Raw genomic sequence first — 25,157 nt, 5'->3', positions numbered from 1 at the left:
ACACTCCGAACCACGTCATCCGAGAGACCTGCTTGCTCCTGCCGTCCCGGGTGGGATAGGTAGAAAAGACCTCGACGCACGTAGTATTTTGAGGAATCGATCATCGAAAAGAGGACTCCCCGTGCCCACTTCCTCCGTCGGATCGCGCCGAGCCTGGCTCATGGTCGGGGCCGGAATCTCCCTGTTGGCGGGCCTTGACGGCGCCTTGTTACTTCTTGGCGTCTGGTCCCCGGTGATGTCGTCACGGCTGTCGGACTGGCACGGACCCCTCATGGTGCTCGGCTTCGTCGGCACCGTCATCTGCCTGGAACGGGCCGTCGCCCTGGGGAAGAAACCTGGCTACCTCGTCCCGTTGGTCTCGGGACTCGGCGTGGTCGCCCTCCTCGTGCCCCTCATACCTCCCCGGTTCGGCCTGGCCCTGCTCACCCTGGCGCAGTTCGGCCTGCTGGGCATATATGTCCCGCTGTGGAAACGCAGCCACGACGACGCCACCGTCATCCAGATTGCCGGCGCCTTCTGCGCCGCCGGTGCAGCCGCCCTGCTCACCTCAGGGGCCGACGTCCCTGACGTCATCGGATGGCTTGCCTGCTACCTCATCCTGACGATCTGCGGCGAGAGGCTGGAACTCTCCCGTCTGACGATGACTCGCAATCGCGCCCTCCCCGCTCTGTGTCTGACCGTCGTGGCCGCTCTCTTCGTCTCGGTCGCCAGCCCCCAGATCGGATACCGACTGCTCGGACTCGTCCTCATTGCTCTGGCGGTGTGGCTGTGCCGTAACGACGTCGCCGGCGGCGGGCTGAAGCGTGGTGGGCAGGCGGCCTACATCGGCCTGTTGCTCATGATCGGTTACCTGTGGCTCGGTCTGGCTGGTCTCATCTGGACGGTCAATGGCCTCCTCACCACCGGACGGGCCTATGACGCCGTCGTCCACTCAGTCTTCCTAGGATTCACGATGGGGATGATCCTCGGCCACGCCCCGATCATCCTCCCCGCGGTACTGCGCGTCAGACTGAACTGGACGACGTGGTTCTGGCTGCCGGCCTTCCTGCTGGAGGCCTCCCTGCTGGTGCGCATCGGCATCGGTGACGCCTTGGATCGTCCCACCGCCGTGCAGGCTGGCGGTGTCGTCAACGTCCTGAGCCTGCTGACCTTGGTGGCCGTCGTGGCTACCCATGTTCGTTCGCGAAGTCGGCCCGACACCCGTCCGAAGCCTGCAACCCCACACACGACACTCCCCCTCAGGAGGGACCATGGCTGAGATCACGTCCGCGTCGGCCGGCCGCAAACCGGACACGAACAAGCGCAGTTGGCACCGCAAGGCGTCCCGTCCGGTCTCCGGGTGGCTGGCGGCCCTGCTCATCGTGGCGATCGTGAGCCGGTGGATCCCGCAGTCGCGCTGGCTGTTGGTCCACATGGTCACCCTGGGCGTCGCGACGACCTCGATCATGGTGTGGGGCCAGTACTTCACCGAGGCGATCCTGCACAACAACCTCACCGAGGCTGATCGCAGTCGTCAGGTCTTGCGCATCCGTCTGCTGACGGCCGGCATCATCGTCACCTGTGTCGGCATGGTGGCGGACTGGCCGTGGGTGACGGTCGTAGGAGCAGTGATCGTCGGCTCGATGCTCACCTGGTACGCCTTTGACTTGGGCCATCAGGTTCGCCACGCCCTCCCCGGTCGTTTCGACTCCACGGTGAGGTTTTACTGCGCGGCCGCCTGCCTGTTGCCCCTGGGAGCGACTCTCGGCGCGATCATGGCCTTCTCCCCCGTCGAGCCGTGGCGAACCCGTCTGCTTGTCGCTCACCAGGCCCTCAACCTGCTCGGATTCGTCGGTCTGACCGTCGTCGGCACCCTCATCACCTTGTGGCCAACTGTGCTGCGCACCAAGATGCAACCCGCCCAAGATCGCCACGGCAGGTACTCCCTGTACGTCATGATGGCCGCGGTCGCCGTCACCACCGTCAGCGCCCTGTGCGGGCTGTGGTGGCTCGCTGCCGTCGGCATCACTGCCCACATCATCGGCGTCTGCATCGTACTCGGAGACCTCGTGGCCTGTGCCGTCCACAAGCCGCCGCGTGACTTCCCCGGATTCACCATGGGGGCGGCCATCTGCTGGATGCTGGTGTGGCTCGTCTGGCTGGCCTGGAAACTCGCTTCCAAGGGCACCGGGCTGCTGGCTGACGACATCTTCACCCTCTCGGTGCCCGTCATCGTCGGTTTCCTGCTCCAGCTCCTCATCGGCGCCATGAGCTACCTCATGCCGATGGTCATGGGTGGCGGGCCGAGGATCGTCCGGGCGACCAATGCCAAAATGCACGCCTTCGGAGCGCTGCGAGCCACCATCACCAATGCCGGGCTGTTGCTGTGGGTGCTCGCCATGGGTACCTGGACTCGTCGCCTCGGCATGGTGATGGCCGTCGTCGGACTGGCCACCTTCCTGCCTGCCACCGCAGCGATGGTGCGCACCGGCGTCCCCCTGCTCAAGGAGAAGGGACGCCAGATGGCGGCTCGGACGGCTACCCCCGCCGAGAAGGGAGGAACCCCTGGGGCCTCCCCCGAGAGGGCAGCCGACTCACCTGCCGCCAAGCCCACAGCCACCACATCCACCGAATCCGACGCCCCGAACCGTTCCGCCGTCACCGGCATCACGCCCAAGACCGTCGACCCGGCTCCCACCGCTCCGACTGATCGTCGCTCCTTCGTCGGGGCCTTTGCCGGTGCTGCCACCGCCCTGACGGCAGCCGCCGTTGGTCACCGACTGGACCAGAACGCGCCCACCGAGGGCACCGACGGCCCCGCTGCGGTGGTCGGGAAGGTCTCCCCCACCGGACACACCACGACGGCCAACGTCACGACCGAGGGGATGAGGTACCACCCCAGCACGATCAGCGTGCCGGCCGGTGACGAGCTCGTCGTCGAGATCACCAACAAGGATCCCAATCAGGTCCACGACCTACAGTTCGCCAATGGCGCTCATTCACCACGCCTCGACCCGGGGGCCCATGCCACTGTCAAGGCGGGAGTCATCACCGGCCCGACCGAGGGCTGGTGCACCATCGTCGGCCACAAGTCGATGGGCATGGTGCTCAAGGTCCAGGTCAATGGCATGCCAGGAGGTGCCGAGCACGACGACCACATGGGTTCGGCCGATCCTCGCCGCAAGATCGACCTCACCAAGGCTCCTGGCAGGGGATTCACGACCCGTGACGCCGTCGTCCCCCCACTGCTGGCCGGACGCGTCCACACGATGACCTTGACCGCGAAGGAATCCGTGCAGGAGATCGCCCCGGGGACGACCATCGACGCCATGACCTACAACGGTCGCTACATGGCACCGGTCATCCACGCCCGAATCGGCGACGAGATGCGGGTACACCTGGTCAACAGGGGGACGATGGGTCACTCCCTGGACTTCCACGCCGGTACCGTCTCCCCCGACGAGGTGATGCGCACCATCGCGCCGGGCCAGGAACTGGACTACAACTTCACCCTGCGTCGCGCCGGGATCTGGCTCTACCATTGCTCCACCATGCCGATGTCGGCCCACATCGCGGCCGGCATGTTCGGTGCCGTCATCGTCCCCCCGCATGACCTGCCGCGCGCCGATCGCGAGTACTACTTGGTGCAGTCGGAGACCTACCTCAGCGAGCACAACGGGGCCGAGGTCAACATGGCCAAGATCGCCAACGAGACCCCGGACCTGACGATATTCAACGGTCACGCCAACCAGTACGTCTTCGAGCCGCTGAAGGCCAAGGTCGGTGAGCGGGTACGCATCTGGGTGCTGGCAGCCGGCCCGAGTCGCGGCTGCTCCTTCCACGTCGTCGGCACCCAGTTCGACACCGTGTTCAAGGAGGGCGCCTACACCCTCAAGCGTGGCAATCCGGAGGGCGGCGGCTGTCAGGCCCTCGACCTGTCCAGCGCCCAGGGTGGTTTCGTCGAGATGGTCTTCGAGGAACCGGGCCATTACACCTTCGTCAACCACTCCTTCGTGGAAATGGAGCGCGGAGCCCGGGGCATCATTCAGGTGACGGCATGAGAAAACGTGACGGGATGAGTGACACCAGCCTGGTAGACCCGGGATCCGAGAAGCGGATCGACGAGGTCGCCGATGCCCTGCAGAAGCGTGGCGGTTCTGCCACCAGCGCCGACGTGGCAGCTGACCTGGGGATTCACCCCTCGACGGCGCGATTCCACCTCGATCGTCTCGTCGAGCAGGGACGAGTGGAGACCACCCGCCAACACCGGACCACTCGGGGCCGACCCCACACCGTCTTCACCCTCGTCAACGACGAGGGACCGCGTGCCTACCGACTGCTGGCCCAGATGCTCGTCGAGGAGATTGCCACCAGCGACGATCCGGCAGGGACCGCCACGCGTATCGGTCAGCGCTGGGGACGTCATCACCCCGGGAACCTCGTCGCCGTCCTCGACGAGATGGGCTTCTCCCCCGCCCCCGAGGATGAGGGAATCGTGCTTCGACACTGCCCCTTCCTCGACCTGGCCCTCGGTCACCCGCAGGTGGTCTGTGCCCTGCACTGCGGGGTCGTCGAGGGCGTGACGGGGAAGGCGACGACCATTGACGCCAACCCAGGGGGAAAGTGCGTGATCCACACCGCAGCCTGAAGGACGGCAGACAGACGAATGCCCCTGGCCGAGGCCAAGGGCATCACAACTCAATCGCCGAGGCCCGTTCCGACCTCGCGAGCTGCCTCGACCCACGGATGGTTGGAGGGCACGTACTTGACCTTGCCAGCGACCTCCTTGAGCGGAACGGTCATCGTGTCCCCACCCTTGGCAGCCACCATGACGCCGAACTCACCGTCGTCAACGAGCTTGGCGCCCATGGTTCCCAGGCGAGTGGCGAGCAGCCGGTCATGGGCGCACGGGATGCCGCCACGCTGCACGTAGCCGAGGATGGAGACTCGCGATTCCAGCCCGGTGGCCTCCTCGAGCTGGGTCGCCAGCTTGAGGGTGTTGTCGCGCATCGAGTGTTCGAGGTCCTTCTTGGCCTTCTTGGCAGCAGCCTTCGTCTCTGGGGTCTTCGAGGCATCGACGAGGGCCTGGGCCCCAGCCATCGCAGCGGAGTCGGCCTCGTCGCGGGCTCCCTCGGCCACCGCGATCACGGAGAAGTTGAGGCCCTGCTTCCGGCGCCTCTCCACCGCCTCGACGATGGAGTCAACCTTGTAGGGCACCTCGGGCAGCAGGATGACGTCGGCGCCGCCGGCGATGCCAGACCCCAGGGCGAGCCAGCCAGCACGGTGGCCCATGATCTCGGCCAGGATGATGCGGTGGTGGGAGTGGGCGGTGGAGTGCAGCCGATCGATGGCCTCCGTGGCGATCTCGAGTGCCGTCGAGAATCCGAAGGAGTCATCGGTCCCGACGATGTCGTTGTCAATGGTCTTGGGCAGATGTAGGACGTTGAGTCCGGCCTTGGCGAGCTTGTAGGCATTCTTGGCAGTGCCACCGCCCCCCAGGGTGACCAGGGCATCCAGTCCCAGCTTCTCGTAGTTGTCGACGATGGTGGGGACCATATCCTTTTCCTCACCAGCAATGATCATGCGATTGACCTTGTCACGGCTGGTTCCAAGAATGGTTCCGCCGACAGTCAGGATGCCGGACAGAGCGCCCGGACCCAGGGTGACGGTGCGGTTCTCCGCCAGTCCGAGGAAGCCGTCCTGAACACCAATCAGCTCCATGTCGTGCTGTCGGATGGCTGCCTTGCCAAATCCACGGATTGCGGCATTGAGTCCAGGGCAGTCACCACCAGCGGTGAGGATGCCGACCTTCTTCTTCTTGGACATGACGACTCCTGATCTGTGTCGGGTGCGCTCCATCCTCCCACGGATGACGTCACCAACAGACTCGCCGGATGTAAGGGTCCACCTCGTCCCATGATCAATCACTTCAGCTTTTTTCCTTAACGCTGTTATGATTAAGGCAATGACCTCAAGTGCGAATGAGGGGATGTGATCATGCTCGCCTGGGTGATCCTGGCCGATCAGCTCGAAAGCCGCAGTCATGACGACGAGGTCCCCACTCTCCTGGATTCCCTCACCTCCCCGGGACTCCTCGTCAGCCCGACGGATTACCGCGTCGGCACGCCACACTGGACCCTTCCACCAGAACGCACCTCCGGGGACGAGGTCCAGGCCCTCTCGACCGACCCTGCCACCCTCATCCATGCGCTGTGGACAACCGGTTGCGGGCCGTGGCGAATTGGCCTCGCCCATGACGAGGTCGTCACTCCCCTGCCAGATTCCACGAGAGCTGCGCGCGGACCGGCATACGTCAAAGCCCGTCAGGCCATCGAGGAGTGCAGACGCCGTCGCGCTGGTGTCCAGGTGGCCGCTGACGGGACCGACGCCATGCGACGGTTCTCCCAGGTGGCCAGTGTCGTCGTCGACCTGGCACGCGGATTGCGCCCAGCCTCTCGCGACATCGTCGCGTCCTACGATCTGTCCATGACCAACGAGGAGACCGCACGAGCCTTGGGTATCAGCACCTCAGCCGTCAGCCAACGTCTCACCCGTGCCCACTGGGAGTACCTGGTGCAGACTCGCCAACTCGCCGTCGACCTGGCCCGGGATGTGCAATGACCATCGCCATGAGGATCGCGGCCGTCCTCGTCGTCATCGCCGCGGTGTGGGCCGGGAAGTACGTCGTCTCCCTGGTCTTCCACGCTGCCGGGGTCCACACTGACGGTGACAAGGGCCTGCTGCGTGGCGGGCTGTGGATCGGCTATCTGGAGAGACTCGGCATCGTCACCGCCATTCTCACCGGATATCCAGCCGGCATCGCCGTCATCCTCGGCGTCAAGACCCTCGCCCGCTATGCCGAACTGAAATCCCAACCCACTCCGGGTACCGGGGCTCAGGAGGCCAACGAGGAATCCAGCGCGGCCATCGAGCAGTTCATCATCGGGACGATGGCATCGGCCTTGTGGGCCGTCCTGCTGGCCCTGGCCACCAAGGCCCTGTGGCGCTGATCCCTTCTCACCGGCGTATCAAGGATCCCGAGGCACGAGTCTCGACACACGAGGAGATGGAGAAGCCGGGCCACCCGTAGGCAGCCCGGCTACCGCCGTCGTCAGTCAGCCGACGCTCGCTCAGTCGATCGGAGCCGGATCCAGCTTCCACACCTGCTCGGCGTAGTCGCGGATGGTGCGGTCCGAGGAGAACCGGCCGGACTGGGTGATGTTCACCCACGCCTTGCGGGCCCAGCCGCGGGCATCGGCATGGTCGGCAGCCATGGCGTCCTTGACGGTGCGGTAGGACTCGAAGTCACCGAGCACGTAGTAGACGTCGGGGCCTTTCCAGCCGGGCTCCATGAGGCTCTGACGCAGGTCGTGGAACCAGCCGGACCCGTTGTCGTCGAGGGTGCCGTCGGTCAGTGCGTCGACGACTCGCTTGAGACCGGGCACGTTCTCGTACTGCCAGCGCGGGTCGTATCCGCGCTTGAGGGAGGGCAGCTGCTTCTCGGTGGCACCGAAGATGTAGGCGTTCTCGTCACCAACGGCGTCGAGGATCTCGACGTTGGCCCCGTCCAGGGTGCCCAGGGTGAGCGCGCCGTTCATCATGAACTTCATGTTCGAGGTGCCCGAGGCCTCCTTGCCGGCCATCGAGATCTGCTCGGAGACGTCGGCGGCCGGGATGATGTGCTCGGCCGGGGAGACGTTGTAGTTGTGGACGAAGACGACCTTGATGCGGCCGTTGATGTCCTCGTCGTCGTTGACCAGGCGAGCCACCTCGTTGATGAACTTGATGATCGCCTTGGCGAGGATGTAACCGGGAGCGGCCTTGGCTCCGAAGACGAAGACCCGCTTGGGGACGTCGAGGGTCGGGTCGTCCTTGAGACGGAAGTACAGATCCAGCACGTAGAAGGCGTTGAGCAGCTGGCGCTTGTACTCGTGCAGACGCTTGATCTGAACGTCGAAGATGGCATCCGGATCGATCTCGACGCCTTCGCGCTCGGCCACCCAGGCCGCGAAGTCGACCTTGTTGGCGTGCTTGATCTCATTGATGCGGTCGTAGACCGAGTCGTCCACGGAATCGGTGTAGTTGGCGAGCACCGAGAGGTCCTTGACCCAGGCGTCGGACCCGGTGACCTCGGTCAGCAGGGCTGCCAGACGCGGGTTGCACTGGTTGAGCCAGCGACGCGGCGTGACGCCGTTGGTCTTGTTGTTGAACCGCTCCGGCCAGATCGCGTGCCACTCCTTGAGGGTCTCGCGCTTGATGATCTCGGTGTGCAGGGCGGCGACACCGTTGATCGAGTAGGAGGCGTAACAGGCGATCCACGCCATCCGCACCTGGTTGCCCGAGACAGGAGCCATGTACTCGATGGTCTGGCCGTCGAGGCCGCGCTTGCCCATGTCCTCACGGAAGCGACGATCGATCTCGCGGACGATCTCGGAGATGCGCGGGAAGATGCGATCGAAGATCTGCATCTCCCACCTCTCCAGGGCTTCAGCCAGCACGGTGTGGTTGGTGTAAGCGAAGGTGTGGGTGACGATCTCCCAGGCCTCGTCCCAGCCCATGCCGTGCTCATCGAGCAGGATGCGCATGAGCTCGGGGATGGACAGCACAGGATGGGTGTCGTTGAGCTGGATCGAGTTGTACTTGGCGAAGTCGGTGAGGTTCTCGCCGTGGTGCTTGACGTAATTGTCAACGATCTCCTGCAGGGAGGCCGAGCAGAAGAAGTACTGCTGACGGACCCGCAGCACCTTGCCCTCGAAGGTGGTGTCGTTGGGGTACAGCACACGGGAGATGTCGGAGGTGCGCTCCCGCTCGACGATGGCGTCGGTGAAGCGCTGGGAGCTGAAGGCCTGGTAGTCGAACTGCTCCATCGGCTCGGCCTTCCACAACCGCAGGGTTCCGACGTTGCGAGTTCCGTAACCGGTGATCGGCATGTCGTGGGGGATGGCACGCACCCACATGTCGGCGTAGCGGACGATGCGCTGCTGCTCCTCGCGGCGGATGACGAAGGGGTAGCCCTCCTCCATCCACGGGTCCGGGTGCTCGGTCTGGAAACCGTTGTCGAAGAGCTGCTTGAACAGGCCGTAACGGTAGAGGATGCCGTAGCCGGTGACGGGTAGTTCCAGGGTGGCACAGGAGTCGAGGAAGCAGGCGGCCAGACGACCGAGGCCACCGTTGCCGAGGGCTGCGTCCGGCTCCTGCTCGAGCACCTGGGACAGGTCGATGCCGAAGCTGGCCAGGGCCTCCCGGGTCTCGTCGACCAGGCCGAGGTTCGACAGGTTGTTGAGCAGGGCTCGTCCCATGAGGAACTCGGCGGAGAAGTAGTGCTCCTGACGTCCTGCCTTGTAGACGGCGTCAGTGGTCTCCCAGTCGCCGGCAATGCGGCCCACGACGGAGGCTGACAGCCCCTGCCACACCTCCATGGGGGTCGACGCGGTGACGGAACGTCCCGAGGTCGATCGCACCTGGAATGCGATTGCTGAAGCCAGATCCTGAGTCATGTGCCCTTCCTTGGTTGGGAGGATCGCCGCGCGGCGGCTGGTACATCCAGGTCAGACTATCGCGAACCTGATGTATTCCCCGGAGCGCGACCGATCCCTCCGTGGAACCCCGGCCCTCGTTTGCCGATGAGGACGAAACCAGCCCACCCGAGCAGCACCGCGACGACAACGACCGGAACACCCAGTGCCCCGGCACGGGTCAGCTCCAGGGCGAAGGCGGCCGCGAACAGGGGGGCACGCTGGGTCATGGACAGCACACAACCGGCTCCCACAATGGCCATCATCGTGACCTGGGAGGGGGAATCAATTCCCGCCGCTGCCGCGATGAGAGTGCCGATGAGAGCACCGGATGCCAGGGACGGGGTGAGCAGACCGCCGGCAGCGCCGGACCTCAGAGCCACCGTGGTGGCGAGGATCTTCCCGACGAGCAGAATCGCCAACGTGGCCGGGGCGACGGGGTGGGCCAGTACCAGATTGACGATGACCTGACCGTTTCCGACCACCTGGGGAGCCATGAGGGCGATGGCCGTCACTCCGATCGATCCGAGCGGCACCGTCCACCACAGTCGGGAGGTCACCGGGACGCGACGTTTCATCTCCCCGAAGAGCACGCCCATCCCTGCTCCGATGGGGGTGGCTACTGCGACGAGGAGGACGATCCATCCCAGACCGAAAGGGGTGACCTCGGCCACCGGAGAGCGGTAGATGGGCCGATCATGGTTGAAGATCCAGGCCGTCACCGTCGAGAGCACCGAGATGACGACGGCAATCCCAACCTGTCCCCAACCGCGCCGGGTGCGCAGGTCGGGACGCACCGTCAGTTCCAAGGCATAGAGGGCACCGGCGACCGGCACGTTGTAGACCGACGCCAGACCAGCCCCGGCGGCACTGGCCAACAGCACTCGTCTCGTCGAGCCGTCAACGCGGAATCCGTCGGACAGCCCCTGGGCGGCCAGGGCAGCCATCTGACGAGGCGCGGCCTCTCGGCCCAGGGAGCTTCCCGACCCGACGACGACGAGCTGGGCCAGGGCGTCAACGATGGTTTCGATCGGCCGCAAACGTTTCGGGGAGTCGATGTCAACAGCCTGGCGTACCGAGATGATCGAACCTGACGGACGCGGACGCAACCACCACCACGTCAGGCCCGCGATGACAGCGCCCGCGATCGGGGCGACCAACCGTCGCCACATGACGACCCCGCCGACGCCGGTCGTCGAGGAGGAGAAGGGAGCACCGAAGGCACAGGCCTCGATGAGGTGGGACAGCTCGCCGATGAGGCCACCGATGAGTCCGGACACCAGCCCCGTCAGGAGGACGGCGGTGATGAGTCGGAGACGTGAGGTGCCCACCCGGCAGACGCTACCGTCCCACCCTCGAGATCACGTCCTTTGAGTCACGCCGGAAGAGCGACGTAGATCGTCTCCAGGAATTCCTCAATGCCCTGGTAGGAACCTTCTCGGCCCAGACCGGACTCCTTGACACCACCAAATGGGGCAGCCGCGTTGGAGAAGACACCGAGATTGGCACCGATCATGCCGGTCTCCAGCTTCTGACCCATCCGCAGGATCCGCGCGGTGTTGCCGGTGAAGACGTAACCGGCCAGTCCGACGGGGACGGAGTTGGCGATGGCCAAGGCCTCTTCCTCGGTGCTGAAGGTGGTGATCGGGGCGATCGGTCCGAAGATCTCGGTCTGCATGATCTCGGCATCGGCGGACACACCGGAGAGCACCGTCGGCGGGTAGAACCAGCCCTTGCCCGCAGGGATCTCGCCGCCGCAGCGAACAGTCGCACCGGCCTCTACCGCGGAACGAACCAGGTCGTCGACCTTCTCACGATCCTTCTCGGTGATCATGGGGCCGACCTCGGACTTCTCGTCCAGACCATCCCCGACGGTGAGGCCGGACATCATCTCGACCATCCGGTTGGTGAACTCCTCGGCCACCGACTCGTGGACGATGAACCGGTTGGCAGCGATGCAGGCCTCTCCCATGTTGCGCATCTTGGCGCCCTTGGCACCGGCAATGGCCTGGTCGAGGTCGGCGTCGTCGAAGACGATGAAGGGAGCGTTGCCGCCCAACTCCATCGAGGTGCGCAGCACGTGCTTGGCTGCCTTCTCCAACAGGTTGACGCCAACCCCGGTGGATCCGGTGAAGGAGAGCTTGCGCAGCCGCGGATCCTCCAGGACGGCGTCCGTGACGGCGTGGTCACGACCGGTGATGACGTTGACGACCCCGGCGGGAAGACCGGCGTCGACGAGGGTCTTGGCGAAGAGCAGGGTGGTCAGCGGGGTGGCCGAGGCCGGGCGGATGACCACCGTGCAGCCAGCGGCAAGGGCCGGGGCGATCTTACGGGTGGCCATGGCCAGCGGGAAGTTCCACGGGGTGATGAACAGGCACGGGCCGACGGGTCGCTTGGTGACGAGCTGGCGGATCTTGCCCTCCGGGAGCAGGCCGTAGTCACCGCGAATGCGCACTGCCTCCTCGGAGAACCAACGCAGGAACTCCCCGCCGTAGGCGACCTCTCCGTAGGACTCGGCCAGCGGCTTGCCCATCTCGAGGGTCATGAGCTTGGCGAAGTCGTCCTTGCGCTCGGTGACGAGCTCGAAGGCCTTGCGCAGGATCTCACCGCGCTCACGCGGGGAGGTGTCGGCCCAGGACTCCTGGGCACGGACGGCGGCGTCGAGGGCGTCAGTGCCCTGGTTGACGGAAGCATCGGCGATGGCGACGAGTGACTTCTCGGTGGAGGGGTCGAGGACGTCGAAGGTGCGGGACGCCTCGGCGTCCACCCATTCTCCGTCAATGAGCAGCTGAGAGGGCAGATCTGATGGGAGCGAGCGGTCGTTGGTCGTCATGGACACACCATACGACGGGACCTCGACGATCCGAGGGGTTCGAGGACTGTGCGGTCGGGACCGGTGCCGATGGGGATCTGCCGACGCGGCGGGCCATGGCGAGGCCGATCAAGATTTTTGCCTTTAATCTCTTCTAGTCTCTTCATTGCTCCCGGAGGTGTACCTTTTTAATCCAAAGGGACCTTATATATGCCAGGAAGTATATCTGTCGGCTCGCCGATCCATCCGATTCCATTATTTATTACTTGTATTTCACTAGGTTCGCGAATATCTATGGCGAGCATCATCACCATATGATGAATCGCGTTGTTTGCGGGGTCAATATGATCAAGTACTCTTACGATGGAATCTGGATCCATCGTCTCTAGTTTTGGTGGATTCGGGATCTTGTCTCCCCAGTCCTCTACTGGCTCGTAGCAAGCCCTACCGCGCAGGAGGTTACTTTCCTCGATTCTGTACACTACTTGCACTATATCTAATGGGTCACTGACCCAGAATCCCAGTACCATGTTGCGTAGTTCGGATGAGATCTTGAGGTAGTACTTAAAATAATAAATGTAAGCATCGCGTGGAGACATCAATTCCATTGCTACAGCCTATCGCAGGGCGCCGTACAACAACTAGAGGATAGGGATCTATTCAACTCTGGTCACGGCACCAATCTGAGACAGCGAACAACCCTGCGCGCTGATCTTCTTCCTCGACGCTCCCATGATCATCGGAGCCGAGCCCGTGACACCACCGTTCTCCCACTACAGGAGGACCCTCCAATTCGTCCGCCAGCACGATGTGCGACGAGGGGCCCGGGCAGCACGGTGGATGACATGTTGACGCCAACCCGACCCAACCCTCACGCCGTCGCCGAACCTGTCCCCGGCGCTCACCTCCGCACCCTGGGACTGACGAAGACCTACGGGACGACTCGTGCCCTCGACCACGTCGACATCGCCATCCCGGCCGGCCAGTCGGTCGCCGTCATGGGGCCGTCCGGATCGGGAAAGACCACCCTGTTGCACTGCCTGTCCGGGATCCTCTCGGCCGACTCCGGCAGCATCGAGCTGGGTCTGCCCGACCGCGTCGTCAACGTCGAGAGTCTCTCCAGCGAGGGACGGGCCCAACTGCGTCGCCAGTCCCTCGGGTTCGTCTTCCAGCAAGGAATGCTCGTCCCCGAGCTCACCGCCGTCGAGAACACCGCCCTGCCTCTCATGCTCAATGGCGCCTCTCGGTCCCAGGCCGTCGGGTACGCCGTCCAGTGGCTGAGCTCGATGGGACTGGGAGGCATGGAGGAACGACGCATCGGTCAACTCTCCGGCGGCCAAGCGCAGCGAGTGGCCATCGCCCGATCCCAGGTCATCGACCCGGCGATCGTCTTCGCCGACGAGCCCACCGGAGCCCTCGACTCGGCCACTGCCGTCGAGGTGATGTCCATCCTGCTCTCGGCGACGACCGGGAGGGGACGCACCCTCATCGTCGTCACCCATGACGAGGGCGTCGCCCGCCGCTGTCAGCGCATCCTGCGCCTGCAGGACGGCCGGATCGTCTCCGACGAGATGCGCCATTCCGACGGGAGGTGGTGACCATGACCACGAAGTCCACCATTGAACCGGGAACCGCGGATCAGCAGATCCCGTCGATCTCCGTCCCCGAACCACTCGCGACCAAAGCGGGACGCCCGGCGACCTCGTCGATCCTCAGCATGACCCTGCGCACCTCGGCCGCTGATCACTCGACCTGGCGGCTGCCGGTGGTCGCCTTCGCGGTCATCACGACGATCATCCTCGACGTCACCGGCGGTGCCGTCATGATGTGGCACCTGTCCGGTGAGAATGCCTCCTTCTACAAGCTGACCTCGTCAATCGCCGTCATCCTGCTGGTGTTGCCACTGATGACCCTGGCCTCCTCGGCCGCGCGGTTGTCCGCCCGACGTCGCGACGATCGGCTGTCCTCCTTGCGTCTCATCGGGGCGTCATCCCATCTGTTGCGGGTGGTCACACTGGTCGAGGCAGGCCTGCAAGCTCTCGTCGGGTCCCTGCTCGGCATCGTCGGCTACCTCATCTGCGTGCCCCTACTGGGACGACTGTCCTTCAACGGCAGCCAGATCGGTGCGAGCTCGGTCCTGCTCGGACCCGCTCCGGTGGCCGGGGTCATCCTGGCCCTGGTACTCCTCGCCCTCATCAGTTCCGCCATTGGTCTGAGACGGGTCGACGTCTCTCCCCTCGGAGTGCGAATGCGCAGTCAGCCTCGCTCGGTGTCATGGGTTCGGCTGGCCATCGGAGGAGCCATCGTCCTCGTCCTCGTCTCCTCGAAGGCTGTACTCAGCGTCCTCGGACGTCAGACCGGCGTCGTCGGTGTGTACGTCTTCCTCGCCATCCTGCTGGCAGCCGTCGTCGAGCTCGCCAACATCATCGGCCCCAAGCTGTTGTCGATGTACTTCAAGCACCGCCTCAACAAGGCCAGGAATGCCACCGATCTGGTCGCTGCCCGTCAGGTGCTGGAGAACCCGCGGGCTGCCTGGACCCAGGTCGCCTCCCTGGGAGCGGTGTGCGTGGTGGGAATGCTCGCAGGAACCGGGGCCGCCATGATGCAGGCGGCGGGCAACGGCACCAGCGCCGACCCTGCTGCCCAGATCATCGGGCAGGACCTGCAGACCGGCACCATCCTGCTCATTGTCTTCGCCTTCGCCACGGTGGCCTGCTCGGTGGGCGTCAACCAGGCCTCTGCGATTCTCGACCGCCGCTCGGTCGAGGTGGGTCTGGACATCGTCGGGATGGATCTGGCCACCCAGGACAAGGTGCGACGGATCACCGTCATCTCACCAATGAGGTTCGCCATGGTGACAGGCCTGGTCGCCACGGGACTGCTGATCGTCCCGATGGTGGGGGTGGCCCTCGTCCTGAGGCCGGTGACGATCCTCGTGACGGTCGGCACCATTCTCATCGGTGCAGGCATGGTGCGGCTGGGTCTGTGGGCGACCCGTCCGACCCTGAACCGAGTGCTTGCCGACGGGCTGGCTCGGACCGAGTGAGAGAAGACCCGACAAGACCGGACCTGGCGAGGGACGAGGTGGTCTCGACGATCAGCTCCGCTGCTCGTCGTCGGGGCCTTCCTCAATCCCCTCCATGCCGAATCGCCACACCTCGTCGATCCAACCCCTCCGCACCGAGCGGATCCGGCTGGCCACTGCAACGACACTGGCCAGAACGGCAAGACTCGCGAGGAGGGGTTTGTTCATGGTGCCACTCTAGATCGCTGCCGCACGCTCAGGCTGCGCTGGCGGCCAGCAGTTCCCTGGCACTGGTCTGACGCCGTCGCGCCACTGCGAGCAGACTGGCGATGAGGGCCGCCACCGCCCATATGACAACGGCCAGCAGGGATCCGAAGCTGGGATTGTTCCCGGCCACCACAGCCTGCTCCGCCTGCAAAGCAGGTCGCAGCGGGGAGATAGCGTCGACCCAGTGCACCAGGGCGGGGACGGTGCTCGCCAGCCCGGCAGCAACACTCGCCGTCACCAGGACGACGCTGATGAGCCGCCCCAGGCCATGCAACCAAGCGGCCAGGGCGTGGTTGATCAGGCCGAACATCGCCCCGATGAGGAGCAGCAATCCTCCCAATCCGATCGACCGTGGTACCGAGAGACCCAACACCACCCCGCCGATGACCGCCAGGCCAATACTCACCGCGACGGTCACGATGGCGCCGACCGACATCGTCCGGGCCAGCAGGCCCAGGGTCGAGCGCGCGGAGCTCAGCGCCCGCGAGGGAACTGTGCGAGCCACCAGCCAGGTCGCCAGAGCAGCGATCCAGGCACCAAGGATGAGCAGAACCGCCACCGCGGCCACCGAGGTCGCAATGGCAGGCCCATCCCCATTGACGGGAGCGGACACGACGTCAGCCAGCTTGGTGCGGTCATTCTGAGAGTAGGTCGGCACCTTCTTGGCCCCGGCCGCAAGCTCACCGGAGAACTTGCCAGTGCCGTCGGTGAGTCTCTGGGCCCCACCGTTGAGTTTCGTCATCCCGGACGCAAAGGTGCCGACCCCCGCGGAAGCCTTCCTCACCCCGTCAGAGAGGTGATTCACACCGCCGACGTACTGATTGACCCCCTGCTCGAGCTCCGAGGTCGAGGCGGCCGCCTTGGAGGCCCCGCCGGTGTAGGCGTCAACACCATTGGCGAAGGTCACAGCCCCCGCGGAGAGCTTGGCCCCGCTTTCCTTGAGTTGCTGGGACTTGGCGGCCAAGGTCTGGGCGCCAGTGGCGGTCTGATGGATGCCATCTCGCAGCTGGGCAACCTGGCCGACCACCTTGGGCAGTCCGGTACGTATCTCGACCGTGAACTTGTCGACACCCTGGGACAGCTGCGAGGAGCCGTCAGCCAGCTGGTCGATGCCGTCGTCGATGCTCATGCCGGAGTTGGGGTCCTTGACGGACATCGCCTTGACGGCCACCGCCGATCCAGCCCTCACCCCGAGAGCGTACCCGTCGGTCATGGCGTCGCGGACGAGGGGCCGCAGATTCTGGCAATCCTGTGCGGTGTGCCTCTGGGTGCAGCGTGCCATGAAATCCGCCTCACCCTTGGACAAGGACTCCTTCTTGAGTTCGGCGGTCTTCTCCCCGGAGGCGTACTGACGAATCTCGGTGCGATATCCGACCAGGCCATCGGTGAATTGGTCGATGCCGTCCGCTAATTGGCTTGCCCCGTCGGTGAGCTGGTTGAGCTGGGAGGTGTCGATCTTGCCGGTGGCCGCGCTGACCTTCTGGTCCATCGTCGTCAGGCCGGCGGACAGCTGACCGATTCCGTCGACGACCTTGCCGGTGCCATCGGTGTAGGTCGCCACCCCGCTGGCCAGACCGTTCGCACCGTAACTGAGTTGTTTTCCCTTGTCGGACAGGATGTTGAGGCCACCCGAGAGCTGGGAGACGCCGTCGGTGAGCTTGCCGCCACTGGTCTTCAGCTGCTGGGTTCCCCCGCTGAGCTTCGTCATGCCAGCGGCCAGGGTTCCCGCCCCGGCGGCTGACTTCTTCGTGCCGTCGGCAAGTTTCGTCGCCCCGTCATCGAGCTTGGCCGCGGCGTCGGCCATCTTGCCCATCTGCTGGGCGAAGCGGTTGAAGCCGATGTAGACGTTCTCGAGGTACCCCGAGGTCAGGGTGGTGTTGAGGGAATGCCGCGCCACCTGGGCGGTGAGGGCCGCGATGGTGGTGTCGGAGACCGGGGAGGTTTGGGAGGTGGTGACGTCGATGAGGGCTGGCTTGGCCTTGGCCGCGTCATTGGCGGAGTAGGAGGTGGCGTCGGACGAGAAGGACTCCGGGATCGTCACGACCGCCGAGTAGGTGCCGTCTCGCAGCCCCTTGGCGGCCCCGTCGGCGTCGGTCAAGGTCCAGTCGACGGTGTGGCCGTCAGTGGTGTGAGAGCCAGAATCGACCAGTTCCGCGGTGAGCTGGCGTCCGATGGGAACCAGTCGTCCACCGACCTCGACGGCCTTGTCCTCGTTGACAACCGCCGCCTTCACCTGGCCCAGCCGGTCAGTGGTCCGCCAGGTGGTGCCGACCAGGCCGGCCACCACCACCAACGGTACGAGGATCAGGGCGACCACCGCCGGCCACCGCAACCTGATCGTGGAGTGGGAACGTTCGGTCATCATCGGGTACCTCCGAGGGATGGCTCGGGTTGGTGTTCGGTCAGGTCATGAACGGCCTGTGGCTCCAGCCAGTCAATGCGGCCGGCACGCTGGGCTCCCAGGATCACGGCGGCCTCACCGGCCTGATTCACCTCGACAATGAGGGATTCCAGCTGGTCGCGGTGGGACTGCTCGACGATCTGATCAGCGTGGTCAATGAGGAACAGACGCGGTGGGCGTCGCGGCGGATGGGTGAGGGCTGCTGCGGCTGCCTGCAGTTCCTCGGTGAGGTTCTTGTCGGCGGCATCGATGAGCCATGCCACCCGACGCACCACGGAGGCCCGCTCGGGGAGGAGACGGCCGCCCGACCTCATCCGACCGTGGTCGATGGCAAGTCGTCCCCCGGCCGCCAGCAGCACGGCCGTGACCGAGCCCGGTGACCCCACGACGGCCTGCACCTCATGTGGCTCGACGTGCAGGTCGAGGTCAGCGAAGAGACCATCGACCCCGATCCCCTCGGCGTGCAGGGCCTCGGTGTGGTCAGGGGTGGGCCATTCGGCGAGTCTCTCCTCGTGGGCAATCCCCTCCCCCTCGATGTCGAAGCGGGGCAAGCGGCGATCCAGCCATCCGGGCAGCCACCAGGCCTTGTCACCGAGCAGGGCCATGCCGGCCGGGACGAGGGTCATTCGCACCAGGAAGGCGTCGGCGAGAATGCCGATGGCCAGGGCCAGGGCGATCTCCTTGATGGCGTTCATGCCTTCTGGGACGAAGAAGGCGAAGACCGAGAACATGATGACGGCTGCTGCCGTGACGACCTTGCCCGAACCGATGAAGCCCCTGATGACGGAACCACTGGCGTTGCCGGTGTGGACGTACTCCTCGCGCATTCGCGACACCAGGAAGACCTCGTAATCCATGGCCAGACCGAAGAGGATGCCCATGACGACGATCGGCATGAAGGAGATGATCGGGACTGGACGGTCGAGGTTGACCACCGACAGGCCGATGCCTCGGTTGAAGACCAACTGCGCAGCTCCGAAGGCAGCCAGCACTGAGAGCAGATAGCCGACAGTCGCTTTGATGGGGACCGCGATCGATCGGAACACCACCGTCAACAGCACCAGACACAGCCCGACGACGAAGACTCCGAAGGGCAGCAGGGCGGCTCCCAGACGGTCGGAGACGTCGAGTTTGATGGCCGTCAGTCCGGTGACGGCGGTGTCGACCCCGTACTCGTCATGCCATTCGGCCTTGTGGTCGCGCAATTCGCGGACCAGGTTGTTGGTCGCCTCGTCGGTGGGACCCGTGGTCGGCAGCACCTGGACCATGGCGGTGTCGGCGTTCTGGTTCGGTACTGCCAGAGCGACGGTGTCGACGCCGGGGAGCTTCTCGATGTCGGCCTTGAGCCCGTTGACGATCTTCATCGGGTCGGTGGAGGTGACGATGTCGGCGGTGACGATGACCGGGCCATTGAATCCCGGCCCGAACTTCTTCTCCAGGGCGTCGTAGGTCTGCCGGGCCGTGTTGTCTGCGGGCAGTTCTGCGGCGGTGGGCAGGCCGAGGTGGAGGTCCTTCATCGGAACGGCCAGCGCTCCCAGACCCACCACGACGACGAGGATGGTCGCCAGCGGGAAGCGGGTGACGGTGCGTACCCACCACCCGAAGATGCCGCCGGAACGTTCCCCCTTACCAACCGCTTTGGTGCCGGTTGACGGTGTCTCCGTACCGGCTGTGGCATCGTCGTTCCTGCTCGCTCTGGCTGTCACCTGGGCTGGTTTCGACCCCCGTCCGCGACGAGATTTCCGCGGACGCAGTCTCTCCCCCATCAGGCCCATGAAGGCCGGCAACATCGTCAGGGCGATGACGACGGCGAGAGCGACGCCGACGGCGGCGAAGACGCCCATGACGGTGAGGAAGGGGATCTTGGCGATGGCCAACCCGATGAGAGCGATGACGACCGTCGTCCCGGCGAAGACAACGGCCGACCCCGACGTCGCGACGGCTCGAGCAGCCGATTCCTGCACCTCGAAGCCGTCACGCAACTGATCGCGGTGGCGGGAGAGGATGAACAGGGCGTAGTCGATCCCGACGGCCAGCCCCAGCATGACGGCGAGCATCGGGGTGACGGAGTTGACCGTCGTGAACCGGGTGAGGATCGCCATGATCGCGTAGGTGATGCCCACCCCGAGGACGGCTGTGATGATCGGCATCCCGGCTGCCACCAAGGATCCCAGGGTGACGGCGAGGACGACGAGGGCCACCCCGACCCCGATGACCTCGGTGATCGACAGGGAGGGCAGCATCGCCTCGAAGGCCGGGCCACCGACATAGACATGTGATCCCGACGGCAGGTCGGCCTGGATCTCGTGCCCCAGCCGTTGCAGATCATCACGTCCGGAGTCGGGAAAGGTCACCGAGCTGACCTGCCCCAGTTCAACCTGAATGACGGCCGCGGTGTGATCCTTGTTGATCATCCCGGTGACGTGCTTGCTCCAGGGCGAGGTCGCCCCCGTTACGTCCTTGAGGTCCCTGAGCTCCTCGACACCTCTCTCGATCCGGGAACGAATGGGTTTCGACGAGATGTCGGTGCCATCGGGCACGGTGATGACGACGTTGGCGCTCAACGCGGAGGCCTGCGGGAAGGTCACCTGGAGGTTGTCGTAGGCCACCTGGGAGGGGGCGCCCGGGATGGTGAAGGAGTCGTCGTAGTCGCTCTGCAGGGCGACCATCCCCACCCCGAGCAGGACCAACAGGCCCAGCCACAGGGCGACAACGGTCTTGGCCCTGCGGAAGCAACACTCCCCGACATCGTGAAGGAAGGAGGACATCATCACCCCGCAATGAACTCGCCCGAGCACCACTCGATACAATTTTGTATTCGATGCAGTATCGTATCCGATACACTGTCGTATTCAACCCGCGAGGCCTCCAGGAGCGTCATGTCCACCACCACAGTCTCTGCTCGTCGCGCAGTCACCCAGGCGCGACTGGCCGACGCCGCTGTCGCCGTCTTCGCCCGCAAGGGGGTACCGGGGTCGACCGTCGAGGAGATCTGCGAGAAGGCCGGGTTCACCCGCGGAGCGTTCTACTCGAACTTCGATTCCAAGGACGAGCTGTGCATGGCGGTGTTGAGCCGCTACGCCGAGAAGAATCTGGCTGTCCTCAGCTCCTCCTTGGACTTCCCCAATGACGGCCAGGACGTCCTGCGGGATCGAATCCACGACATCATCGCCCTCTTCTCGTCGGCGGTCGGCTCGGACCCGACGACGGTTGTGGCGATCCTGGAGATCACCCTCGAGGCAACACGAAATCCACAACTGCGGGAGGCATACCAACACGTCGAGGCAGCCATTTCTCCCGCCCTGCGCGAGATGGTGGAACAAGCCCTGCGCGACCACGACGTCACGACGACGATCAGCGTCAACGACCTCATCGAGGTCACCCGCGGGGTCTTCGACTCCCGGGTGCTGGCGACCATGGCGTCAGGGCGAAAGGCCGACATCGACCGGATGACCAACCAGCTGACGACGATGGTGCTGGCCTTCATCCGTCCACTCTGACACCGTCACATCGCCCCCCGGAATCACGCAGCCCGGGAAAACACCACCGGCCCCGCACGAGTGCGAGGCCGGTGACGGGTCGAGGGTTCGGGAGATCAGTAGCCCAAGATCTTCTTGCGCTCGGGCAGCCACGCGATGGCGTCACGAATGCCATCGGCCGGGGTCAGCTCCGCACTCCACCCGAGCAGGTCCTTGGCTCGGCTGGAGACCGTGTAGGCGCCGGCGACATCGCCGGGGCGCGGCGGACCGTAGACGACGTCGAGGGGTTTGCCAGTGCCCTCCTCGAAGGCCTTGACGAGCTCCTTGACGGTGACGCCATTCCCGGTGCCGATGTTGAACACCTGATATGGGTCCTCGGTGGTGACCTCGTCGAGGTGTTCCAGGGCGGCGACGTGGGCACGGGCCAGGTCCCAGACGTGGATGAAGTCCCGGATGCCCGAACCGTCACGGGTGGGCCACTCAACACCGGTGACGGTGAAGGTGGAGTCCTCCATCCAAGCGTCGATCATCTTGCCGAGCACGTGGGTCGGGTGCTCGATCTGCTGGCCGGTGCGCAGCTTCGGGTCCGAACCGATCGGGTTGAAGTAGCGCAGACTGAGAGCCTTGAGGTCGGAGGCGTGGGCGGCGTCACGCAGGATGAACTCCACCATGAACTTGGTGGTCGCGTAGGGGGAACCGGGGTCCAGGGCGGACTGCTCGGTCACCTTGAATTCTTCGTCGGTGGCATAGATCGAGGCGGAGGAGGAGAACAGGATGCGGTGCACACCGTTGCGCTCCATGCCCTTGAGCAGGGCGACGGTCTTGCCGACGTTGTTGTCGTAGTAGGTCAGCGGCTCATCAACCGACTCCGGGACGATGATCTTAGCCGCGCAGTGCACGACGGCGTCGATCTGGTTCTCGGTGAAGACGCGGTCGAGCAGGTCCTGGTCGGCGATGTCGCCCTGGTAGAAGGTGCGGTCGCGGACAAACTCGCGGCGTCCCGCGGACAGGTCGTCCAGGACGACGACCTCGTGGCCTGCCTCCTCGCATGCCGAACCGACCGTCGATCCGATGTAACCGGCCCCGCCGGTGATGAGAATCTTCATGGGAACCTTCCGTGTCGCCGTGATCGTCAGTCCCAAGTCTAGGGGGCGGCTCACCGACCAGCCGGCGGGCGAGCTGTGTGTGGCGAAGTGGTCACCGACCGTGCGCGTTGCCATTCCACACACCGTCACCCGACATCAGAAACCAATCCACCATGGTTGGACGGTCTTCCTAGACTGGCGGTCATGGAGGAGACCGGATCGCAGACCTCGACCGCGGACAACCGTTCCAACGGATCCCTCGGATCCGGTGTGCGTGCCCGCCTCAACCGGTTCAACCCGACCCGCAACAACGTCCCGCAGATCTCCATCCCCGGCATGGAGGAGGTGCTGGACCCCAAGCTCGACGACGGTCGTCCGGCAGACACCGAACGGGCCTGGTGGGGAGACGTCACCCTCACCCTCGTGATGGCCGTGGTGACGATCGTCCCCTATCTCGTCAGCCTGATCGAACGACCCCATCCCGAGTACGCCGCGGCCCTCGTCTCCTCCATGATCATGGTGGCCTCGCTGCCGATGCGCCGTGAACATCCCCTGCTCATGATGACCCTGGTGGCCCTCGGCGGGGCCATCCAATTCATCTTCGTGCCCTTCCCGGTGCTGAGCATCTTCATCGTCCCCATCGCCTCCTACTCGGTGGCCAGATGGGTGGACGGCCACGAGTCTCGCTGGGTGTTGTGGGTCGGAGCGCTGGGTTCAGTCATCGGCCCGATGAGATGGCAGCTCACCATCGCCGCTGGATATGACCCCACCTCGGGGACGCCGTGGGTACTGCTGATCCTTGCGATGGCGGTCTGTGCCGGCTTGGTCCTGACCCCCTACGCGGTGGGACGACGACTGCGCGAGTCCGCCCTCATCGACTCCCAACAGCGCATCGCCAAAGCTCAACGCTACCGAGCCATCCTCGCTGAACGTGAGCAGCAGGCCAGGGTCGCCGAGGAACGCACCCGCAACGAGATTGCCCGCGAGCTCCACGACATCGTCGCCCACTCACTGTCGGTCATGATCGTGCAGGCGGAGGGCGGCAAGGCCTTGGCGACGAAGAAGCCGGAGAAGGCCCCCGAGGTCCTCGACACCATCGCCGAGACCGGTCGCGAGGCCCTCGTCGAGATGCGTCGCATCGTCGGGGTGCTGCGACAGGACACCGACGCCGACTACTCCCCCTCCCCCGGGCTGGCGGAGATTCCCGAACTCGTCGAGAAGTCCGGGGTGAAGGTCACCTTCACCGTCACGGGACAGGAGCCGGTCGTCTCCCAGGCCCTCGGTCTGGTTGCCTACCGAGTCGTCCAGGAGGCCCTCACCAACGTCCTCAAACATGCTGGCCCAGGCGCTCACGCCTCAGTGACCTTGGCCTATTCGCCTACCGCAATCCATGTGGAGATTGTCGACGACGGGTATGGGGACGCCGTCCAGGGAGACGGGCGCGGCCACGGGCTGCAGGGCATGCGTGAGAGGGTGACGTCGATGGGCGGACGACTGTCCGCGGGGCCTCGCAAGGAGGGCGGGTTTTGCGTCATAGCGAAGCTGCCGGTCCAGGCTGATTCCCGCCAGAGATGAGCTCGGTTCCGTAACCACTCACCTCAACAGTTCAGCAAGGAACTCGAACCGCTCTGGGTCTCGCGGTACCCAGGCGAGCAGGTCTTCGGGTGTGAGCGGATCCGTGGTCCCGTGCGCTCGCGACGTGACGATGGCTCCCACCAGGGCTGCAACATCGAGCTTTCGGGCCAACGAGACCTGCCATTCCCAGCTCCAGGCCAGGCCAGCCACGGTGGCGTCTCCGGCGCCTGTGGTGTTGACCGGATCAATGGCCACTGCCGGAACATGGACCTCCTCACCAGTGCGGGAATCCACACCGACGATCCCGTCGCCGCCACATGTGACAATGACGACCGGCACGTGCTCGGCGAGGGCTCGCGCCGCACGCACCGGGTCGTCGGTACCGGTCAGTCGCATCGCCTCAGCTGCGTTAGGCGTGTAGCAGGTACATCCTGACACCGCCTCGAGCACCCCGGATTCCTGCCCCTCCTCAAATCCATGGTCTGCAATCACCGGGATTCCGGCATCGGCGGCTTCGTACAGCCAGGCGTCAGCGGGAATTGAGACATGGGTGATTACTGCGTCGACTCCGTCAAGACTAGGAGCGGGGAAAGGGACTGGTAGCGCCGTTTCCACGGTCGTCATAGCCCGCTCGGTGCCACACGCCTGGCTCATCGTCACCGGGAGCGCCCAGCCCGGGTTGATCGGGCTCGGGGCCAGATCGATGCCCCAGTCGATCAATTCACGACGACACACCTGCGAGTTGAGGTCGTCACCTAGACCCGTGAGCAACTGCACCCGTGCTCCCAGGCTTGCTGCAATCCGAGCCGTGTTGGCAATCCCACCCCACGTGGCGACGAAGTCCGTGCCGTAGCGTTCCTCCCCCAACGCAGGCAGCTGCCCGATTCCAGAGATGACGAGGTCGCGGTACGTAATACCTGCGGCGAGCAGCCGAGGATGGCGGTTGACGGGCATGGGCGTAGCTCCTGTGCGCGATTGGTCGTCCCCCAGCATAAGTAACTCCAATCCCAGATAAGCTG

19 protein-coding genes are annotated in these 25,157 nt (G+C 64.9%); 9 read left to right on the top strand and 10 right to left on the bottom strand.

Features of this window, described 5'->3' with window-relative positions:
• The first annotated feature begins 121 nt into the window (after positions 1-121).
• Genes HMPREF9153_RS05440 through HMPREF9153_RS05430 form a run of 3 tightly spaced genes read left to right on the top strand, consistent with a single transcriptional unit; the run spans position 122 to position 4,627 of the window.
• Positions 122-1,258 (top strand): DUF8744 domain-containing protein, encoded by a 1,137-nt coding sequence (locus tag HMPREF9153_RS05440; RefSeq protein ID WP_004810213.1) that lies wholly within the window; start codon positions 122-124, stop codon positions 1,256-1,258.
• Positions 1,251-4,040: a multicopper oxidase domain-containing protein gene (locus HMPREF9153_RS05435; protein ID WP_004810212.1), complete on the top strand. Its 2,790-nt coding sequence runs from the start codon at positions 1,251-1,253 to the stop codon at positions 4,038-4,040. Before HMPREF9153_RS05440 ends, HMPREF9153_RS05435 begins: the two co-directional genes overlap by 8 nt.
• The gene (locus HMPREF9153_RS05430; protein ID WP_004810210.1) at positions 4,037-4,627 is read left to right on the top strand and encodes a helix-turn-helix transcriptional regulator; all 591 of its coding nucleotides are present in this window, start codon (positions 4,037-4,039) and stop codon (positions 4,625-4,627) included. Before HMPREF9153_RS05435 ends, HMPREF9153_RS05430 begins: the two co-directional genes overlap by 4 nt.
• Positions 4,628-4,677: 50 nt before the next feature.
• Here HMPREF9153_RS05430 and HMPREF9153_RS05425 read toward each other — a convergent pair whose 3' ends face one another.
• The gene (locus HMPREF9153_RS05425) at positions 4,678-5,805 is read right to left on the bottom strand and encodes a 6-phosphofructokinase (protein ID WP_023032215.1); all 1,128 of its coding nucleotides are present in this window, start codon (positions 5,803-5,805) and stop codon (positions 4,678-4,680) included.
• Positions 5,806-5,976: 171 nt separating this feature from the next.
• Here HMPREF9153_RS05425 and HMPREF9153_RS12200 point away from each other — a divergent pair, with 171 nt between their 5' ends.
• Entirely contained in the window at positions 5,977-6,600 is a 624-nt protein-coding gene (locus tag HMPREF9153_RS12200) for a sigma-70 RNA polymerase sigma factor region 4 domain-containing protein (protein ID WP_036980051.1), read from the top strand.
• Positions 6,597-6,989: a hypothetical protein gene (locus HMPREF9153_RS05415; protein ID WP_004810206.1), complete on the top strand. Its 393-nt coding sequence runs from the start codon at positions 6,597-6,599 to the stop codon at positions 6,987-6,989. Before HMPREF9153_RS12200 ends, HMPREF9153_RS05415 begins: the two co-directional genes overlap by 4 nt.
• Positions 6,990-7,109: 120 nt before the next feature.
• Here HMPREF9153_RS05415 and HMPREF9153_RS05410 read toward each other — a convergent pair whose 3' ends face one another.
• The 4 genes from HMPREF9153_RS05410 to HMPREF9153_RS05395 form a co-directional block, all read right to left on the bottom strand.
• Positions 7,110-9,476 (bottom strand): glycogen/starch/alpha-glucan phosphorylase, encoded by a 2,367-nt coding sequence (locus HMPREF9153_RS05410; RefSeq protein WP_004810205.1) that lies wholly within the window; start codon positions 9,474-9,476, stop codon positions 7,110-7,112.
• Between the two features lie 56 nt (positions 9,477-9,532).
• Positions 9,533-10,825 (bottom strand): chloride channel protein, encoded by a 1,293-nt coding sequence (locus HMPREF9153_RS05405; protein ID WP_004810204.1) that lies wholly within the window; start codon positions 10,823-10,825, stop codon positions 9,533-9,535.
• Between the two features lie 44 nt (positions 10,826-10,869).
• Positions 10,870-12,327, bottom strand: coding sequence for an NAD-dependent succinate-semialdehyde dehydrogenase (locus tag HMPREF9153_RS05400; RefSeq protein ID WP_036980048.1), 1,458 nt, complete (start codon positions 12,325-12,327; stop codon positions 10,870-10,872).
• Positions 12,328-12,494: 167 nt separating this feature from the next.
• Positions 12,495-12,914 carry a hypothetical protein gene (locus tag HMPREF9153_RS05395; RefSeq protein ID WP_004810199.1) on the bottom strand — a complete coding sequence of 140 codons (420 nt, stop codon included), beginning with the start codon at positions 12,912-12,914 and terminating at the stop codon, positions 12,495-12,497.
• Positions 12,915-13,151: 237 nt separating this feature from the next.
• Here HMPREF9153_RS05395 and HMPREF9153_RS05390 point away from each other — a divergent pair, with 237 nt between their 5' ends.
• Positions 13,152-13,904: an ABC transporter ATP-binding protein gene (locus tag HMPREF9153_RS05390; protein WP_004810197.1), complete on the top strand. Its 753-nt coding sequence runs from the start codon at positions 13,152-13,154 to the stop codon at positions 13,902-13,904.
• Between the two features lie 2 nt (positions 13,905-13,906).
• Positions 13,907-15,352, top strand: a complete 1,446-nt coding sequence (locus HMPREF9153_RS05385) for an FtsX-like permease family protein (RefSeq protein ID WP_023032209.1) — start codon at positions 13,907-13,909, stop codon at positions 15,350-15,352.
• Positions 15,353-15,403: 51 nt separating this feature from the next.
• Here the strand turns inward: HMPREF9153_RS05385 and HMPREF9153_RS12330 are convergent, their stop codons facing one another.
• From HMPREF9153_RS12330 to HMPREF9153_RS05375, 3 genes are read right to left on the bottom strand one after another with little or no spacing between them, the layout of a single operon-like run.
• Positions 15,404-15,559 (bottom strand): hypothetical protein, encoded by a 156-nt coding sequence (locus tag HMPREF9153_RS12330; protein WP_004810193.1) that lies wholly within the window; start codon positions 15,557-15,559, stop codon positions 15,404-15,406.
• 28 nt (positions 15,560-15,587) lie between these two features.
• Positions 15,588-17,963 carry a YhgE/Pip domain-containing protein gene (locus tag HMPREF9153_RS05380; protein WP_004810192.1) on the bottom strand — a complete coding sequence of 792 codons (2,376 nt, stop codon included), beginning with the start codon at positions 17,961-17,963 and terminating at the stop codon, positions 15,588-15,590.
• The gene (locus tag HMPREF9153_RS05375; protein ID WP_023032208.1) at positions 17,960-20,770 is read right to left on the bottom strand and encodes an MMPL family transporter; all 2,811 of its coding nucleotides are present in this window, start codon (positions 20,768-20,770) and stop codon (positions 17,960-17,962) included. Before HMPREF9153_RS05375 ends, HMPREF9153_RS05380 begins: the two co-directional genes overlap by 4 nt.
• Positions 20,771-20,878: 108 nt before the next feature.
• On the opposite strand from HMPREF9153_RS05375, the gene HMPREF9153_RS05370 reads away from it, so the two are divergent.
• Positions 20,879-21,499, top strand: a complete 621-nt coding sequence (locus HMPREF9153_RS05370; RefSeq protein WP_004810188.1) for a TetR/AcrR family transcriptional regulator — start codon at positions 20,879-20,881, stop codon at positions 21,497-21,499.
• A 95-nt stretch (positions 21,500-21,594) separates the two neighbouring features.
• Here the strand turns inward: HMPREF9153_RS05370 and galE are convergent, their stop codons facing one another.
• Entirely contained in the window at positions 21,595-22,584 is a 990-nt protein-coding gene (gene galE, locus HMPREF9153_RS05365; protein ID WP_036901580.1) for a UDP-glucose 4-epimerase GalE, read from the bottom strand.
• A gap of 183 nt (positions 22,585-22,767) precedes the next feature.
• On the opposite strand from galE, the gene HMPREF9153_RS05360 reads away from it, so the two are divergent.
• On the top strand, positions 22,768-24,138 hold the full coding sequence (locus tag HMPREF9153_RS05360; RefSeq protein WP_004810185.1) for a sensor histidine kinase: 1,371 nt from the start codon (positions 22,768-22,770) through the stop codon (positions 24,136-24,138).
• 18 nt (positions 24,139-24,156) lie between these two features.
• On the opposite strand, the gene HMPREF9153_RS05355 is transcribed toward HMPREF9153_RS05360, so the two are convergent.
• On the bottom strand, positions 24,157-25,131 hold the full coding sequence (locus HMPREF9153_RS05355) for a carbohydrate kinase family protein (RefSeq protein ID WP_174266633.1): 975 nt from the start codon (positions 25,129-25,131) through the stop codon (positions 24,157-24,159).
• Positions 25,132-25,157 lie beyond the last annotated feature (26 nt).

The organism is Cutibacterium avidum ATCC 25577 (genome assembly GCF_000227295.1).
Taxonomy (GTDB): Bacteria; Actinomycetota; Actinomycetes; order Propionibacteriales; family Propionibacteriaceae; genus Cutibacterium; species Cutibacterium avidum.
Note: the sequence above shows the minus strand (reverse complement) of the source record. Positions and strands in the feature narration are given on the sequence as shown.

What these genes read in the sequence shown, in the direction of transcription:
- HMPREF9153_RS05435 (WP_004810212.1), top strand. Translation starts at nt 1,251, where the DNA reads ATGGCTGAGATCACGTCCGCGTCGGCCGGCCGCAAACCGGACACGAAC.
- HMPREF9153_RS05430 (WP_004810210.1), top strand. Translation starts at nt 4,037, where the DNA reads ATGAGAAAACGTGACGGGATGAGTGACACCAGCCTGGTAGACCCGGGA.
- HMPREF9153_RS05425 (WP_023032215.1), bottom strand. Translation starts at nt 5,805, where the DNA reads ATGTCCAAGAAGAAGAAGGTCGGCATCCTCACCGCTGGTGGTGACTGC.
- HMPREF9153_RS12200 (WP_036980051.1), top strand. Translation starts at nt 5,977, where the DNA reads ATGCTCGCCTGGGTGATCCTGGCCGATCAGCTCGAAAGCCGCAGTCAT.
- HMPREF9153_RS05415 (WP_004810206.1), top strand. Translation starts at nt 6,597, where the DNA reads ATGACCATCGCCATGAGGATCGCGGCCGTCCTCGTCGTCATCGCCGCG.
- HMPREF9153_RS05410 (WP_004810205.1), bottom strand. Translation starts at nt 9,476, where the DNA reads ATGACTCAGGATCTGGCTTCAGCAATCGCATTCCAGGTGCGATCGACC.
- HMPREF9153_RS05400 (WP_036980048.1), bottom strand. Translation starts at nt 12,327, where the DNA reads ATGACGACCAACGACCGCTCGCTCCCATCAGATCTGCCCTCTCAGCTG.
- HMPREF9153_RS05395 (WP_004810199.1), bottom strand. Translation starts at nt 12,914, where the DNA reads ATGGAATTGATGTCTCCACGCGATGCTTACATTTATTATTTTAAGTAC.
- HMPREF9153_RS05390 (WP_004810197.1), top strand. Translation starts at nt 13,152, where the DNA reads ATGTTGACGCCAACCCGACCCAACCCTCACGCCGTCGCCGAACCTGTC.
- HMPREF9153_RS05385 (WP_023032209.1), top strand. Translation starts at nt 13,907, where the DNA reads ATGACCACGAAGTCCACCATTGAACCGGGAACCGCGGATCAGCAGATC.
- HMPREF9153_RS12330 (WP_004810193.1), bottom strand. Translation starts at nt 15,559, where the DNA reads ATGAACAAACCCCTCCTCGCGAGTCTTGCCGTTCTGGCCAGTGTCGTT.
- HMPREF9153_RS05380 (WP_004810192.1), bottom strand. Translation starts at nt 17,963, where the DNA reads ATGATGACCGAACGTTCCCACTCCACGATCAGGTTGCGGTGGCCGGCG.
- HMPREF9153_RS05375 (WP_023032208.1), bottom strand. Translation starts at nt 20,770, where the DNA reads ATGATGTCCTCCTTCCTTCACGATGTCGGGGAGTGTTGCTTCCGCAGG.
- HMPREF9153_RS05370 (WP_004810188.1), top strand. Translation starts at nt 20,879, where the DNA reads ATGTCCACCACCACAGTCTCTGCTCGTCGCGCAGTCACCCAGGCGCGA.
- galE (WP_036901580.1), bottom strand. Translation starts at nt 22,584, where the DNA reads ATGAAGATTCTCATCACCGGCGGGGCCGGTTACATCGGATCGACGGTC.
- HMPREF9153_RS05360 (WP_004810185.1), top strand. Translation starts at nt 22,768, where the DNA reads ATGGAGGAGACCGGATCGCAGACCTCGACCGCGGACAACCGTTCCAAC.
- HMPREF9153_RS05355 (WP_174266633.1), bottom strand. Translation starts at nt 25,131, where the DNA reads ATGCTGGGGGACGACCAATCGCGCACAGGAGCTACGCCCATGCCCGTC.